The sequence below is a fragment of the Novosphingobium kalidii genome (assembly GCF_040534015.1).
Taxonomy (GTDB): domain Bacteria; phylum Pseudomonadota; class Alphaproteobacteria; order Sphingomonadales; family Sphingomonadaceae; genus Novosphingobium; species Novosphingobium kalidii.
Genome location: NZ_JBEWLY010000025.1, coordinates 15,560 through 29,667 on the forward strand (window position 1 = coordinate 15,560; position 14,108 = coordinate 29,667).

Below are 14,108 nucleotides of genomic sequence, written 5' to 3' on the forward strand. Positions count from 1 at the left end.
GCTCCATACATTTTTCTGCGGCGCTCTCTCTTCGGCGCGACACCAGCAAGTTCCTCTAGAGGCGGCCCATTTGCTGCGGACAGCGACCGCCTCTCGCCTCCTCATCAGCGCTCCGTCAGTGCCTCGCTCATGGTCTTGTTGATGGGTTTCGTCAGGTAACGCCATACGGTGTTACGGCCGGTCTGGATCTCGGCGGTGGCGGTCATGCCCGGCTGAATCGCGATCTTCTCGCCCTGCAGATGCGGCTTCATGCGAGTGGGATCGGCGGTGATGTGCACGCGATAGAAGCGGACTTCTCCCTCCGGCGTCTGCTCGGCGATCGTATCGGGGCTGACGTACGTCACCCTGCCCAATGCGGAGCCATAGATGGACGAGTCATACGCATCGAACTTCACGGTGGCGGGCTGGCCGACGCGCACATAGGCGATGTCACTGGGTGGCATTTTTGTCTCGAGGATCAGTTTATCGCCGGTGGGAACGATGGATACCACCTCGTCGCCAGGCCGGAGCACGCCGCCAAGGGTGGTGAGGCGCACATTCTTCACGATGCCATCGACAGGGGCAGTGATTCGGGCGTTCTCCATCGCATCGCGGCGCTGGTTGAGCACTTCGCGCGCCGTGACGAGGTCCTCCTCTGTCTTGGTGTACTCGGCCTGGAGATCCTGCGTGTACTTGTTGCGTACGTTCACAATCTGCGACTGGATGTCGGACACGCCCCGCTGAAGACGCAGCACATCGGCCCGACTGACGTCGCCGTGCTCAAGCAGGGGCATGTTCATTTCCAGCTCCTGCTTCATCAAAGCAAGCATCGCACGAAGTGAGGTCAACTGATCCTGCAGGGCCTGACGCCTTTTCTGATAAAGCAGCGTCTGGTTCGCAACGAAATCCGGAAACTCTTGGACTTCCGCGGGGAAGACGAGAGGCCGCTCGAACAACTCGGCGTTGATGCGGGCCATGCTCGACATCAAAGATGCGACCTTGCCGCGCGCCTCTCCGACGGCGGCATTGATCTTCGTCTCGTCCAGCTGGACCAGAAGCTGATCCTTCTTCACGTGTTCACCTTCGCGAACAAGGATGTTCGCGATCTGGCCGCCGTCCGCGCTCTGAATGATCTGGACGCGACCGGTCGGGATGATCTGACCGGGCGCGCGGCTGACTTGGTCCAGCTCAGCCCAAAAAGACCAGGACACGGCCAAGACCATGAAGGATATGATTCCAAGGATGATCAGCGACGACGAATTGAGCCAGCGGTTGCGGAAACCGGGGGAGATTTTCACGCGACGGCTCCCTGTGATGCGTCAGCGACCTGAGGTGGTTTTTTCGGCGCGGGGGTAGGCACGGCCTTCAGCCGCTTGAGAACGTCCGCGGTTGGTCCGTCCAGGACCGGCTGGCCATTCGCCATGACGATGACGCGGCTGACTTGATTCACGAGTTGCAGCTTGTGCGTGACGAGGACAAGCGTCGTGTCGGGCTCCAGGCTGGCCTGCAGGCGGCGCAGGACAAGCGCCTCTGTATCGACGTCGAGATTGGCCGTCGGTTCATCCAGCAAGATCAGCTTTGGTTTCGCCAGAAGGAGCCGCGTGAGCCCGGTAAGAACGCGCTGCCCGCCCGACAGGCCTCTTCCGCCTTCACTGATCGGCAAGTCCAGACCACGCGGGTGAGCCGTTATCAGGTTAATGAGCCCGGTGCCGTGCGCCGCCTCCATGATAGCGTCGTCCCCTGGATCGGAAAGCCCAAGAGTCAGGTTGTCGCGCAGACTGCCGTTCACCAAGCGGTAGTCCTGCGGCAGGTAACCGATGTGGGCGCGCAGCAAGTCCTCGGCGATCTGCCCCATGTCGAGCCGATCCATGAGAATTTGCCCTTGAGCCGGGGCGTAGAGCCCCGCCATGAGCTTCAGCAGCGTGGACTTGCCAGAGCCGATACCGCCAATCACCCCAATTCGTTCACCCGCAGCCACTTCCAAACGCGGTATGGTGATGCCGCTACGCTGGCCAGGGTACGCGAAAGCGACGTTGACCAGCTGGAGAGAAGCCGAAAGGCGACTTGGTCGCAATTGATCAACGTCTGCGGGCCGATCAACGGGAAGTTCGAGGATACCGTCCAGCATCCGGAGCGAAATCTTCGAGTACGTCCATTGCACGAGGAGCTGAGGAAGCTGGCCCAGCAACGGACCGTTCACTCTTCCCGCCAAAATCGAGCAGGCGATGAGTGCGCCCATGGAAATGCGGTTTTCGAAGACCTCGACCGCGCCCCAAGCGATCAAGCATATGTAAGACACCTGTTGAATCGTGCCGAATATGGTCCCGGCCATGGCTTGAAGCCGCTTCACCGGGAGCTCGGAAGCGTGCAACTCTTCCAGTAGATGGTTCCAACGTGAGAGCAGGAACCACTGCCCGCGATTGGCCTTCACGGTCTCGGCCGCGTCGAGAGACTCTACGAGCAATCCGTTCTTGCGGTTGCTGCTGACCTGGGCCTTGCCGGTATTCTCGCGAATCAGGCGTGCAAAAATCAGCGCGATCACGATCGCGAGCGGAAAGGAGATCGCCATGACAAGTGCAATTATTCCGCCAAGCTTGGCGATAACAAAAATAAACAGCAGAGCGAAGGGTAGGTCCGCCAGCGCGAAGAGCGCGCTAGACGAAAGCATCGTGCGGATTTGCTCCAGTCCGCGGAGCTGGGCAGCCGTCGTGCCGATCGCCTGCGGCCGCGCATCCAAACGCACTTCGGCAGCCCGTGAGAAGAAGAACTCCGAAACTTCCGTGTCGATCTTCACCGCGTCATCTTCGAGCATGTTCGCTCGCGTGACACGAAGGATGAAATCGAAAAGGATTGCGACGATCGCGCCGATGGTCAGAACCCAGAGAGTCGAGAACGCCCCGCGCGGCACCACTCGATCATAGACCTGCATCGAATAGATGCTGGTAATCAGTGCAATGAAGTTCACGACGAAGGTAGCGAGGATCGCGAAAAAGATCGCGCGCTTTCGGCGGAAAACCGCCGATTTGAATACGTCAAAAGCCTTGTCGAAAGTCTGACGCCCGGCAGGTAGCGGTATCACCAGATCGTAAAGGTGCGCCATATCAGCGTCCTGCCAAGTGGTACTAATACCCTCCTTGACGATGCTGAGACGGTTATCGTTCTCCACTCTCTCGGCGACCGCCCACCCGTGATCCGGGTGGTGGACGAGCAACGGAAACTCGTGAGCCCGGGGAGCCTCTTCATAGCGGGATGCAGGCGCCCAGCCTAGCGTTTGACAAACGACGTCGAGCGATGCCTCATCGCTGCCATCGATTTCGCGCGCGCGGTCAGCCCAATCTGGCCGCAAATCCACGCGACGCATTCGGGCAAGTGTCGCAATGGCTGCGACGATCGGGTTCGACACGTTAATTCCCCCTAACAGCCGTTGTACCAGCGGCACTGTCAAATATCGGATGCCAACGCCCGCTGCGAAGCACCAGCCGTACTGCGGCAGACATGGCCGTGGCTTCGGCATCGACCTTGCCCATCTGTGCATTGACTGCCTCGCGTAGCGCATTCATCACGTCCAGCCACGAGCGCCGCCCTGTTATAAACTGGCGCATATAGCTTTCGCTGACCCGAGCAGCCGTCTCTGACGCGCCGGAAGATATCTGAGCTCGCGCTCTCGCAGCGTCGTATTCGATAAGATCATTGGCGACCTCGCGCCGTAACCGCTGTTCGCTCACGCGGATATCCTCAAGCGCTGCCTGTATTCTCAGACGCGATCTTTCCACCTCAGAGAACTGGCTCAAACCGCCACTCGTCTGCTGCCGCAAGACCAGACCCATCCTGTTGCCGAACACGTTGTCGTAGGAATACTGAGCGTTTAACTGCGGCAATATGGAAGCCTTGCTGCTGTCCAGTTCGGCCTCCGCGACCGCGACAATCGCCCTGAGCCTGCGCAGCTCAGGATCAAATGCAACCGCCTGCTCTTCCAGTGCCTCGCGATTGCGAAAGTCCACGATATCGTACGGAGGAATTCCGCCCAGGTCGTAGTCCGGATCCGCGATCAACTCCGCCAGGATGCGCAGGGTGGACCGGCGCTGCGCTCGATTGATAGTATACTCCTGCTCGATCTGCGCTGCGCGGGAGCGGGCAAGGTTCAAGTCCGCGAGCGGGCTGACCTCCTGCTCGACGCGCCGCTCCATGGTCCCGACCAGCCGCTGGTGTTCCTTCAAACTTTCCGCGAGCAACTGCTCGCGCTGAGCAAGCCGAACGACATCGAAGTAGGCCTGCGCTGTCGTTAGAGCCAGCGTTTGCACTGTCCCGACATACCCGAAAGACGACACTTCCTCTTGAGCCTTCGCCCGACGAATATCAGCTCCAAGGCGCCCACCCGACCAGATCGGCAGCTCAGCGATGAACTGCGGGTCAGGCGTGCTGCCTGCATCCAAATACGACAGATTGCCCGACACGCTGGGAAAACGCCGCCACTTAGCAGCCCTGACATCGGCAGCTGCAGCACCCAGCGCCGCACGCGCGGACAGTGCCGACGGGTAGTTGCGCGTCACGATATTGACGGCTTCGTCAAGGGCTTGCGGGACCTGCGGGGGCGCTTCTTCCCAGCTGATGGCAGGCAGATGACCCTTCTGCACCTTCGGCGCGGGAGGGCCATAAAGGGGAGCGTCCAGCACATCCTCGCTCGGCACCGGCGCCAAAGGCCGAACAACCGGAACGGCATCGCTTTCATCGCCGCTCGAAACGACAGCCACGCCTGCTTGTGGCGCCACGGCCCCATTCAGTGGATCCGCGTGCGCAGGCGCGGATGACGCTGCCAGCCAGATGGGAGTTATCGCGATCATCGCACCCCAACCGGCCACTTGAGACAAGCGAGCACAATCTCTGCGGTGTGAGCCCAAAGTTCAGTCCTAAGTATGTTGCAGATTGGCGGTCAGAGAGGAGCGATTATCGCTCAATACTCAAGTTACGAGCACGATGATCCTTGTCATCCGTTGAAATGTTGACCAGACCTGCCTGCTTTAGACGATCCATAACAGCGTAGAAGCCCTTGTAAGAGGTTGCCGCGACCTGCATCGCCTCATTCACACGAAGTGGTCCTGACATCATTAGCTGAAATAGCACCCTCGCTTCGGGCGTTAGAAGACGAATATTCTTTGTCTTAAAAAGCTTGGCGTCGAAATCGATGAGCTCTTTCCAGCGGGAATCGCCGACGTCGATCGTCAACAGGTCTTCACTGCCTTTCATTTCTGACTGCCACCCCTTTGTCGGATGAGGCGATCTGTATATATATTATATGCAAATGTCACTCGCAAATTGCAGGCGGCGGACCCAAAATCCGTACCGTAAGTCCGCTCTCGGATCGCCGCCGTCCTCCTGAGGATTACACTGTTTGAGTATTGCGCGACTGTGAACGAGAGGAGCAGGATGATGCAGCCGGTTAGGCGAAGTACTCGACCTTGGACCAGAAAAAAGGTTTGGTAGATCATCGTGCTGGTGCCTTGGCATTGATAGGCACAAACAGGCCGCGGCCAGCAGGGCAAGCGCGCGATCATGCCTCACCCGCGCCGCGCGTTCGCGTTAGTCACTGCCAGCGCCAGGAGACCCGCGTCGAGGATGGCGAAGTCTACTCCGGCGCGAATCGTGTCGCCGGCCATGCGATCAGACCGCTGCCCGCACAAGCCTCTGCGGTAGAGGCGTCGCACTCCAGAGCAGCCTAGACTTCGCCCTCGCTATTTCCATGCCGGTACGGGCGCAATGCGCAAAGCATTCTCAAGGCGCGACTAGCCAGGCCGGGGAATGCCATCTCTTCCAACCCGAAAAACTCGCCGGTATCAGCCGTTTGCCAGCAGTAGCTGTCGCACGCCCACACTGGCGGAGTTAAAAACGAGGTGTCCTGAGGTGGGACAGCTACTAGCAACTATCGGTCCAACCGGCGGTTTTCTGCAGCGCCAAGCGAAAAGTGGAGCGGGTAGCGGGAATCGAACCCGCATAGCCAGCTTGGAAGGCTGGAGCTTTACCACTAAGCTATACCCGCGCTCCGGTAGGCACTTGCGTTCGGTGCGATTGCCACGACCACCGGGGAGCCGTCAACCAAGCATTTTGCTGTCCTTCACTTCGCCGGGGCGAAGCCGTTGCCCGGGCTCTTGTCATGGGGCTGTCGGAACCAGCATGATACGCTTAATCGACTCGGGGCGATTTGCAGCAGTCGCTCCTTCACAAAAAGGTGTCTCGCTAGATGAACACGGCTCGCACACGCGCACAGGCAGAGGCACCTGCGCGCCGCCGCAACGCACTGGACTTGCTGATGAGTTCGGGCTTGGGCAAGTTGTTGCGCGGTGTCGGCATTGCGCCACGCCCGGCCAGCAGCGAAAGTCTGCTCGACCTTGCCGACGCTCTGCTTTCGCTGCGCGGACGCGCCTCAGGCCCTGCTCTCGCGTCCGCCTTCTTCGATCTTTACGAGGGAAGCGACACGGAGGCCCGCCAGGAGTTCCTCAGCAAGATTCATGACGCACATCCGGCAGACGCTGCCGCGATCGAAAAGGCGATCGCAAAGTGGAACGAGAAGCACGACGAGAACGCCGCCCGGGCGCTGCACGAGGCGACCGAGTCGCCCAGCCAGAAGCTGATCCGCGTGCTCAACATGGCGCCGCAGGGCACCGAGCGGCTGATCAACATGCGCGAGGATCTTCTCGCGGCCCCAAAGGGTTCGAGCCTGTCCGCTTTTGACCGCGACCTTGAGGACGCCTTTGGCAACTGGTTCAACGCAGGCTTCCTTGAACTGCGCCGGATTGCTTGGGACTCGCCGGCGGCATTGCTGGAGCGCATCATTCAATACGAGGCGGTGCACGAGATTCACGGCTGGGAGGATCTTCGCCGCCGCGTCGAGCCGATCGACCGTCGCTGCTACGGCTTTTTCCATCCGCAGATGATGGACGACCCGCTGATCTTCGTCGAAGTGGCACTCACCAATCAGCTACCCGGCGCGATTCACCAGATCATTGCCGAAGAGCGCGAGGTAGTCGAGCCGCGCGATGCTTCCTGCGCGATTTTCTACTCGATCAACAACTGCCGGACTGGCCTCAAGGGCATTCCTTTCGGGAATTACCTGATCAAGCGAGTCGTCGGCCTGCTGCAGCGCGAGCTCCCGCAGTTGCACACCTTCGCGACGCTGTCGCCGGTACCTGGCTTCGCCAAGTGGCTCGCCAAGGAGCAAGGTGTAGGCGAGAGGGTGCCTGGCGCCAAGGAGCTGCGCGTGCTCGCCGCCAAGTACCTTGTCACCGCAAAGGGAAGAGGCGGTCAGCCCCTGGACCCGGTGGCTCGGTTCCACCTTGGCAATGGAGCACGGCTGGAGGCAATCCACTCCAATGCAGACTTGTCTGAAAATGGACAACGGCAGGCGCACGGCGTCATGGTGAACTACGTGTACGATCTGAGCGAGATCGAAGCGAATCACTTTGCGCTGACCGAGTTGGGCACCGTCGCCACTTCCAAGGCAGTCCAGGCACTGGTGGATGGAGCGGAACCCAAGGAGGCCAAAGGCAAAAGCGGCGGAAAAAAGAAGAAGTCCGCCGCTGACCCGGTGGCTGCCTGATCCCACTGTCCAGACCCTTCCCGTAATTTTCTTGCGCTTCGCCGCAACGTGGCTTATGAGCGGCGCAGCAATCGGCGCGCGGGCTCTGTCCGCCGCAATCCGTGAGCAGCGTGAGGTCCCGGCGCAGAGCCGAAGACCGGCCCGGACGAGCGATTGCTTTTGAACCAGCTTCCTTCTCACGCAGGGTCGCATTGAACGAACCCTTGCGATGCGTGGCGAATGGCCGCGCCTTGCTGCTATTCGAGAGACATTGATGTCCTATTTTTCCGAACTTGGCCTTGCCGAGCCGATTCTCCGCGCGCTTGAAACAAAAGGCTATTCCGACGCCACGCCGATTCAGCGTCAGGCTATTCCTGCCCTGATGGAAGGCCGTGACCTGCTGGGCATCGCCCAGACTGGCACGGGCAAGACCGCAGCATTCTCGCTGCCTTCGCTTCACCGCCTCGCCGCCGATCCCAAGCCGCGCAGCAATGCTGGTTGCCGGATGCTGGTGCTCAGCCCGACGCGTGAGTTGGCAGCTCAGATCGCTGAGAACATGCGCGGCTATGCCAAGTACCTCTCGCTCAATGTCCAGTGCGTGTTTGGCGGTGTGCCCGTGGGCAAGCAAGCTCGCGCCCTGGAGCGTGGTACCGATGTGCTGGTAGCCACACCCGGGCGTCTGCTGGATCTCATCGACCAGCGTGCGCTCACACTGCGCCACGTCGAGATCTTCGTGCTAGATGAAGCAGACCAGATGATGGACCTGGGCTTTATCCACGCGCTCAAGCGTGTGGCGGCAATGCTGCCCAAGGATCGTCAGAGCCTGTTCTTCTCCGCAACGATGCCCCAGGCGATTGCCGATCTCGGCCGCCAGTTCATCAACAATCCCGTCAAGGTTGAGGTCGCGCCGCAGTCCACCACGGCAGAGCGCGTGCAGCAGTTCACAACGTTCGTGAACCAGACCGAGAAGCAAGCGCTGCTGACCCTGAGCCTGCAGGCAGGACTGGCCGACGAGTCGATCGACCGCGCGCTCGTCTTCAGCCGCACCAAGCATGGTGCTGACCGCGTCGTGCGCCACCTGGCGACGGCCGGCATTCCTGCCGCCGCGATCCACGGTAACAAGAGCCAGGCCCAGCGCACCGCAGCGCTCGGCGGCTTCCGCCAAGGTACAATTCGTGTGCTGGTGGCGACCGACATCGCGGCACGCGGCATCGACGTTTCAGGCGTCAGCCACGTGTTCAACTTCGAGCTGCCGAACGTGGCCGAGCAGTATGTCCACCGCATCGGCCGTACGGCCCGCAACGGCGCGGACGGCATCGCGGTGAGCTACGTCGCGCCCGACGAAAAGGCCTACCTGCGCGACATCGAGAAGCTCACTCGCGTGAAGTGCACGCCGTTACCTCTGCCGGAGGATTTCCAGCGGCAGGCGGCTCGCCTTCCCGCCCCCGCTCGCAAGTCGCCCGCTGCAGAGCAGGCCGAGCGGTCCCATGGCGGTAACCGCCGCGATGGTGCCCGCAGCGACCGTCCCCGTCGGGACCGTCCTCGTACGGAGCGCTCTGAGGGCGAAGCTCAGCCGCAGCAGCGCAAGTTCCGCCCGCGTGGTCCCAAGAGCGTTGGAGCTCACAAGGACAGCGTGCGCCGCGCTAGCTAAATAGCGTCGCTTTTGCTCTATCTTGCCCGAAAACCCGCCTGAACCAGGCGTGTTTTCGGCAGATGCGGAGTCGTGAAACTTACGCGTCGAACAAAAGGGCCTGACGGTGGACATCCATGGTCGATGCTCAGGGTTCAATGCACGGGCGGATCTTCAGCAGGGACCGTTGCTACTGGCGAAACAGGCTCTCCGGGCCTGCGAGGCGGCAGGGCATTTTCCGGCACGTCGTCTATCTGCATGTCAGGCGTGGGGACGCGCTGCAGATTACGGGCTTCGACGGACACACGGTCTCCGTCGATGATGATCTGGTTGAAGCTGGGCGGCGTTGAACGCACCCGCTTCGACAGTGTCCCTGCCCCGATCATCCGCACCGGACCCTCTGGCGTCTGCTCTAGCAGATCAAAGGGGTCATGGACGTGACCGGTCAGCACGCCGAGCACCTTGCGCTTGGCGAGTTCACGAAGCGCCTCTGATCCACGTTTGGTGAGCACGTTGCCATGCGCGTTCACCTCGACAAGCGGGTGATGGGCGGTCACCAGAACGCGCGTGCCTTCGGGCAGCGCATCGATCATCGAGAGCGTTTTCTGCAGAGCCGGTCGCGTGATCCAGCCTTTGGACCAGTTGGTCCGCCATTGTGCACGCGCCGTGGTCTTCAGCGGCACGATAGCCAGATTCCCCAAGTCTAGCTCGCGCTCCAGTACGGCTTCGATACCGCGGAAGCGCTTGTAAGGATTGAGGAAGCGTTCGACCGGATTGAAGTACGGCATATCATGATTGCCGATCTCGACGGTGACGGGAACGTCGAGCGAACTTATCCAGCCGCACGCTGCGGTAAACTCCCGATGGCGGGCTCGCATTGTCAGATCACCCGTCACTGCCACGGCATCAGGCCGCTCCGAAGCGATGCAGTCTTCGACCCATGCCAGGGCTTCCCGATCTTCTAATCCGAAGTGAATATCGCTGACGTGGAACAGCTTGATGGGACCGGACCGCATATCACCTACCTTACCGTGCATCGGCCGTTACCCAGAAGTCGATCTCACTGGTGCCAAGGCGAAACTCTTCCTCGGCACCGCCGTCGAAGGGTTCGCCGTCGATAAGCAGACCCATAGGCTCGCCATTGGGGCAAACGAGCCGCATTCGTGAGTGGCTGCCGAGGAAATCATGTGGGCCATTACGAAAGTCGTGTTGCAAGAGAGCGACGCCATGACGTGCAAAATCGCCAATGGTGGCGGCGTAGTAACCACTTCCCTCGATACCGTTGTCCTGAGGCGTCAGCGTTATCGCGGCGTAGCCCTCGTCCCTGCCCCTGTCGCTATCCAGGCATATCACTCTGGGTCCGTTCGCGGACCAGGCGATCGCCTCGGTTGCGGAGGTGACGAACTCCATCAAGTTCATCTCTCGCATCGCCTCACGCACGTCGTTCCAGACGGTGCCGGGCCCAGCGAGAGCGCCGGTTAGCCCGACTGCATGGCGAGAGAGCAGAACAGTAGGGCGCCCCCGGTTCACGATACCGTGTCGAAATCGCGCGATCACCTCGGTTCCGCAAGCATCACCGTGGAGGCGCCGGGAAAGCATGTTCATGGTCCCGCCGGGAAGCGGCAGCACTGCCCCGCTCCAGCCCCCTACTCTGCTTACAACCGAACTGATCGTGCCGTCGCCCGCGAAGACAGCAATCGTGTCAGCGTTCGCGGCCTCGAGTTCGCCCCGTGTCGGGGAGTTCGTGCCCGGAAAGCAGGTCTCGTGCACAACCTCCAGACCGGCTTCCCTGAACGCTTCGCGCAGCTCCGCTAAGGCAGCCTCGTTATTGCTGCCGCTGGCTTCGTTGAAAACGAGCCAGACCTTGCGTGCTTGGTTCATGCCGCTGGAAACCTAGCGGAGCAGCATCGGTTCCCGTTACGCACGTCCGGAGAGTATCAGCCAGGCGGCAAGTCCGTTGAGTGCGGTGTAGCAAAGGTACGCGATGGCCCAGCCGGTCGATCCGACCGAAACCATCCATAAGGCTCCCAGCAACATCGCAAACTCGACCACAAGGCTTCCACGGCCACCCAGACTCTGGAACGCACGCGGAATGGCATCAATGAGGGGATGCCCACTTTCCAAAACAGCGCGGTGGGCTGCGAAGTTGGCGATCCCAAGAATGAATACGATCACGAGGGCCATCAGCAGGCATTCTAGTACGTCGAGCCACCCGAAGCCAGCGCTGCTGGAATCGTCTCCGACTGGCGCCGCTTTCCCGGCAGACGTCTCGATCACCGGACGCCATGACGTTTGTCGATCTCGAACAGCCGCTCATCGGCGCCAGTTGCGGCTTGTCGACGCTGGCCACGCCGCGGTCGAGCGCGAGATGCGGGATAAGCGGTAGCGGGGCAAAAGAGGGTCATCGAGCCGCTCAGCACTCATCAGTCGGCTCACTCATGGAGGAAGTACGATGATGAAGACCGCTCTGTTTGCCGCCGCCGCCGCTCTCGCCACAGTCGTCACTGCTGCGCCCGTAATGGCGAAAGACGTTCTGGTTCACTACGGTGACCTCGACCTTAACGATGCAAAAGACCAGAAAACCTTCGCGCGCCGGATTGACCGGGCTGCCCGCAAGGCATGCGAATATCCCAGCAACGGCCGCCTGCCCGACGGTCACTCGGTAAGATGCTACCGTCAAGCCCGCGCCGCTGGAGAGAACCAGATGGCTTCGGTGCTCGACCAAGTTCGCCTGGGTGGTTGAAGTCGGCAGGCCGATCGCTCTGGCGAAACAACTGGCCCACCGCCCGCTCACACGATGTCCCCAGAACAGAAAATCCGGAAAGAACCTGGCGGGTCTTTAGCGACCCGCCATTTTTTTGACGTTGGCGAGATACGTCCGGCCAATGCGCAGCGCAGCGCCGTCCAGCATTTCGACAGACCAGACTCCCAAGCCCTCGTGCCGCAATCCCGCGATCCGATCACGCCGCAGGATACAGCTGCGGTGAATGCGGATGAACTGCTCGGGGTCGAGCCGCTCCTCAAGACTGGTGATCGTTTGGAGCAGAAGGAAGCTTTGTGCCCCAACATGCAGACGGACATAGTCGCGCTCTGCGTCAATGCGCTCCACATCGGTCGCGGCGATGCGCACGAGCTCGGACCGATGTGGCACCCAGAACTCGCTGAGCCACTGGCTCTCCTGCGCGGGACGTTCGGCGGAGTGGCGGCGAGCAGCAACGCGATTGATGGCGCGCTGCAAGCGGTCGGGTGAGACTGGCTTGAGGACGTAGTCCACCGCCTCGAGGTCGAATGCCTCGACCGCGAATTCATCATGCGCGGTAACGAAGATGACGGCTGGAGGCTGGGCCTGCTTCACGAGCTGGCGCGCAACCGCGAGTCCATCTGTCACGGGCATCGTCATGTCGAGAAGCACGAGATCCGGCGACAGTGCCTCGATCAGTCGCAGCCCTGCTTGCCCGTCTCCAGCCGTCCCGACAACGGAGACACCCTCCAGCCGCGCACAGATCACTTGCAAGCGTTCAACCGCAAGCGGCTCATCGTCTACGATAAGGGTGCGCAGCGAATCAGCCATCGCCATGCTCCAGCGGCATGGTCACGACAGTGCGGAATCCCCCGCCGGGCTGCTTTCCGAACTCCACCCGTCCTGCCCTGCCGAAGCGCGCGCTCAGGCGATGGCGTACGTTGTTCAGGCCGATGCCGCACCCGGGGGTTCCCGCCTGCCGCGTGCCCGGTCCATCATCGCTGACCGAAAGGACCAGCTTGTTTCCGTCACGCGCGGCTGCGATCGTGATGGTCACCTTAGCCTGCGTGGCCGCTACGGCATACTTAACCGAATTTTCGACAAGCGGCTGCAGGATCATGCCGGGCACCATGGCGTCCGCAACATCTTCGTCAACCAGGATTCGCGTGTTCAATCGCTCAGGAAAACGAACGGCCTCGATAGCGAGGTAGAGCTTCTGCAGTTCTATCTCGTCCATCAGCGAGAGATCGTTCGTGGGGTCGCCCGACAACGTGTGGCGATAGAATGTCGAGAGTGTCTGGATCATCGTCTCTGCGTCATCATGACGCCCAGTCATGACCAAGGCTGACAGCGAGTTGAGCGTGTTAAACAGGAAGTGCGGGTTGATCTGGTAACGCAATGAGCGCAGTTCCGCCGCTTCTGCTGCACGTCGATATTCACCCTCCCGCCGTTCGGCCGCCCTAGCTTCCTCAGCCTTAGCCAGCGCAAAGTAGAACGCCGCCCAGGCAAGCACGAGGAAGTATCTGCCGAACGCGGTATCCGCGATCATCCCCCATCGCTCATGGACGCTGCGCTCCTTGCCTGCGGAGATGGCGATGGTCTTCTCGTCAGTATCCAGCGTGACCACCGGAGGCGGAGCGGGCAAAGCGCTGTCACCAGGAGCTGGTGGTAAAGGCGGACGCAGCGGCGGAGCCGGGGGGGGCAGGTCGAGCAGAATGTTGCCGGCGCCGTCCTGCGATGAGCGGACGTTCATACCAGATTCCTGCCGGTCGATGAGGACCTGGATGTCTGCAAAAATGGCTTCATTGATCAGGCTAAGTGCAAGACTGACGGGCAATGCGCCTATCACGACGACAACCAGCCTGGTCGTGAAAGACTTACGGTCGAACAGCTGCAGCAGAGGCCACAAGGCGGCCATCACCAGCATCGAAATGATGCAGATAGTCAGCCGCCGCGAGACGATGGGCCATACAAAGTCGAGGCCAAGGAAAATGCCGCGCAGGGTTGCTACGAGAAAGTAGCAAGCCCACAGAGCACCTAGAGAAGCGAGCACCAGACGTGCCGGCACTCGCGGATGGGTGAGGTCGGTCATGACCGACCGGGATAGCTCGATGCTGGTGCCGGACGCCAGCGTGTTGGTCGGCTCGACTCTGCGCTTCGTCGAGCCGTGCACCTCCTCACCCATTTCG

At 61.0% G+C, this 14,108-nt stretch carries 13 protein-coding genes and 1 tRNA gene; 3 read left to right on the plus strand and 11 right to left on the minus strand.

Annotated elements, in window-relative coordinates:
- Positions 1–104: 104 nt before the first annotated feature.
- The 6 genes from ABVV53_RS15655 to ABVV53_RS15680 all read right to left on the minus strand — a co-directional run bounded on the left by ABVV53_RS15655 (position 105) and on the right by ABVV53_RS15680 (position 6,013).
- Positions 105–1,277, minus strand: a complete 1,173-nt coding sequence (locus tag ABVV53_RS15655) for a beta-barrel domain-containing protein (protein ID WP_353985373.1) — start codon at positions 1,275–1,277, stop codon at positions 105–107.
- The gene (locus ABVV53_RS15660) at positions 1,274–3,382 is read right to left on the minus strand and encodes an ATP-binding cassette domain-containing protein (RefSeq protein ID WP_353985374.1); all 2,109 of its coding nucleotides are present in this window, start codon (positions 3,380–3,382) and stop codon (positions 1,274–1,276) included. The genes ABVV53_RS15655 and ABVV53_RS15660 overlap by 4 nt, the downstream gene beginning before the upstream one ends.
- A gap of 1 nt (position 3,383) precedes the next feature.
- Complete coding sequence (locus tag ABVV53_RS15665; protein WP_353985375.1) at positions 3,384–4,748, minus strand: TolC family protein; 1,365 nt, start codon at positions 4,746–4,748, stop codon at positions 3,384–3,386.
- Between the two features lie 175 nt (positions 4,749–4,923).
- Positions 4,924–5,223, minus strand: coding sequence for a hypothetical protein (locus tag ABVV53_RS15670; protein WP_353985376.1), 300 nt, complete (start codon positions 5,221–5,223; stop codon positions 4,924–4,926).
- A 311-nt stretch (positions 5,224–5,534) separates the two neighbouring features.
- A complete protein-coding gene (locus ABVV53_RS15675; RefSeq protein ID WP_353985377.1) occupies positions 5,535–5,681 on the minus strand; it encodes a hypothetical protein in 147 nt (48 codons plus the stop codon).
- A gap of 258 nt (positions 5,682–5,939) precedes the next feature.
- Positions 5,940–6,013 (minus strand) — tRNA-Gly (locus ABVV53_RS15680).
- Between the two features lie 201 nt (positions 6,014–6,214).
- Here ABVV53_RS15680 and ABVV53_RS15685 point away from each other — a divergent pair.
- The gene (locus ABVV53_RS15685) at positions 6,215–7,570 is read left to right on the plus strand and encodes a malonyl-CoA decarboxylase domain-containing protein (RefSeq protein ID WP_353985378.1); all 1,356 of its coding nucleotides are present in this window, start codon (positions 6,215–6,217) and stop codon (positions 7,568–7,570) included.
- A 253-nt stretch (positions 7,571–7,823) separates the two neighbouring features.
- Positions 7,824–9,200 (plus strand): DEAD/DEAH box helicase, encoded by a 1,377-nt coding sequence (locus ABVV53_RS15690; RefSeq protein WP_353985379.1) that lies wholly within the window; start codon positions 7,824–7,826, stop codon positions 9,198–9,200.
- Between the two features lie 134 nt (positions 9,201–9,334).
- Here ABVV53_RS15690 and ABVV53_RS15695 read toward each other — a convergent pair whose 3' ends face one another.
- Genes ABVV53_RS15695 through ABVV53_RS15705 form a run of 3 tightly spaced genes read right to left on the minus strand, consistent with a single transcriptional unit; the run spans position 9,335 to position 11,456 of the window.
- Positions 9,335–10,216 (minus strand): metallophosphoesterase family protein, encoded by an 882-nt coding sequence (locus tag ABVV53_RS15695; protein WP_353985380.1) that lies wholly within the window; start codon positions 10,214–10,216, stop codon positions 9,335–9,337.
- Positions 10,206–11,060, minus strand: a complete 855-nt coding sequence (locus ABVV53_RS15700; protein WP_353985381.1) for a diacylglycerol kinase family protein — start codon at positions 11,058–11,060, stop codon at positions 10,206–10,208. The genes ABVV53_RS15695 and ABVV53_RS15700 overlap by 11 nt, the downstream gene beginning before the upstream one ends.
- Positions 11,061–11,096: 36 nt before the next feature.
- Positions 11,097–11,456, minus strand: coding sequence for a hypothetical protein (locus ABVV53_RS15705; RefSeq protein ID WP_353985382.1), 360 nt, complete (start codon positions 11,454–11,456; stop codon positions 11,097–11,099).
- A gap of 175 nt (positions 11,457–11,631) precedes the next feature.
- On the opposite strand from ABVV53_RS15705, the gene ABVV53_RS15710 reads away from it, so the two are divergent.
- Positions 11,632–11,922, plus strand: coding sequence for a UrcA family protein (locus ABVV53_RS15710; protein WP_353985383.1), 291 nt, complete (start codon positions 11,632–11,634; stop codon positions 11,920–11,922).
- 96 nt (positions 11,923–12,018) lie between these two features.
- Here the strand turns inward: ABVV53_RS15710 and ABVV53_RS15715 are convergent, their stop codons facing one another.
- Both ABVV53_RS15715 and ABVV53_RS15720 read right to left on the minus strand, forming a co-directional pair.
- A complete protein-coding gene (locus ABVV53_RS15715) occupies positions 12,019–12,750 on the minus strand; it encodes a LytR/AlgR family response regulator transcription factor (protein WP_353985384.1) in 732 nt (243 codons plus the stop codon).
- Entirely contained in the window at positions 12,743–14,104 is a 1,362-nt protein-coding gene (locus tag ABVV53_RS15720) for a sensor histidine kinase (RefSeq protein ID WP_353985385.1), read from the minus strand. Before ABVV53_RS15720 ends, ABVV53_RS15715 begins: the two co-directional genes overlap by 8 nt.
- Positions 14,105–14,108 lie beyond the last annotated feature (4 nt).

Bases quoted from the DNA above. Each gene is read 5' to 3' on its own strand.
- ABVV53_RS15670 (WP_353985376.1), bottom strand. From the start codon at position 5,223: ATGAAAGGCAGTGAAGACCTGTTGACGATCGACGTCGGCGATTCCCGC.
- ABVV53_RS15685 (WP_353985378.1), top strand. From the start codon at position 6,215: ATGAACACGGCTCGCACACGCGCACAGGCAGAGGCACCTGCGCGCCGC.
- ABVV53_RS15690 (WP_353985379.1), top strand. From the start codon at position 7,824: ATGTCCTATTTTTCCGAACTTGGCCTTGCCGAGCCGATTCTCCGCGCG.
- ABVV53_RS15695 (WP_353985380.1), bottom strand. From the start codon at position 10,216: ATGCACGGTAAGGTAGGTGATATGCGGTCCGGTCCCATCAAGCTGTTC.
- ABVV53_RS15700 (WP_353985381.1), bottom strand. From the start codon at position 11,060: ATGAACCAAGCACGCAAGGTCTGGCTCGTTTTCAACGAAGCCAGCGGC.
- ABVV53_RS15710 (WP_353985383.1), top strand. From the start codon at position 11,632: ATGATGAAGACCGCTCTGTTTGCCGCCGCCGCCGCTCTCGCCACAGTC.
- ABVV53_RS15715 (WP_353985384.1), bottom strand. From the start codon at position 12,750: ATGGCTGATTCGCTGCGCACCCTTATCGTAGACGATGAGCCGCTTGCG.
- ABVV53_RS15720 (WP_353985385.1), bottom strand. From the start codon at position 14,104: ATGGGTGAGGAGGTGCACGGCTCGACGAAGCGCAGAGTCGAGCCGACC.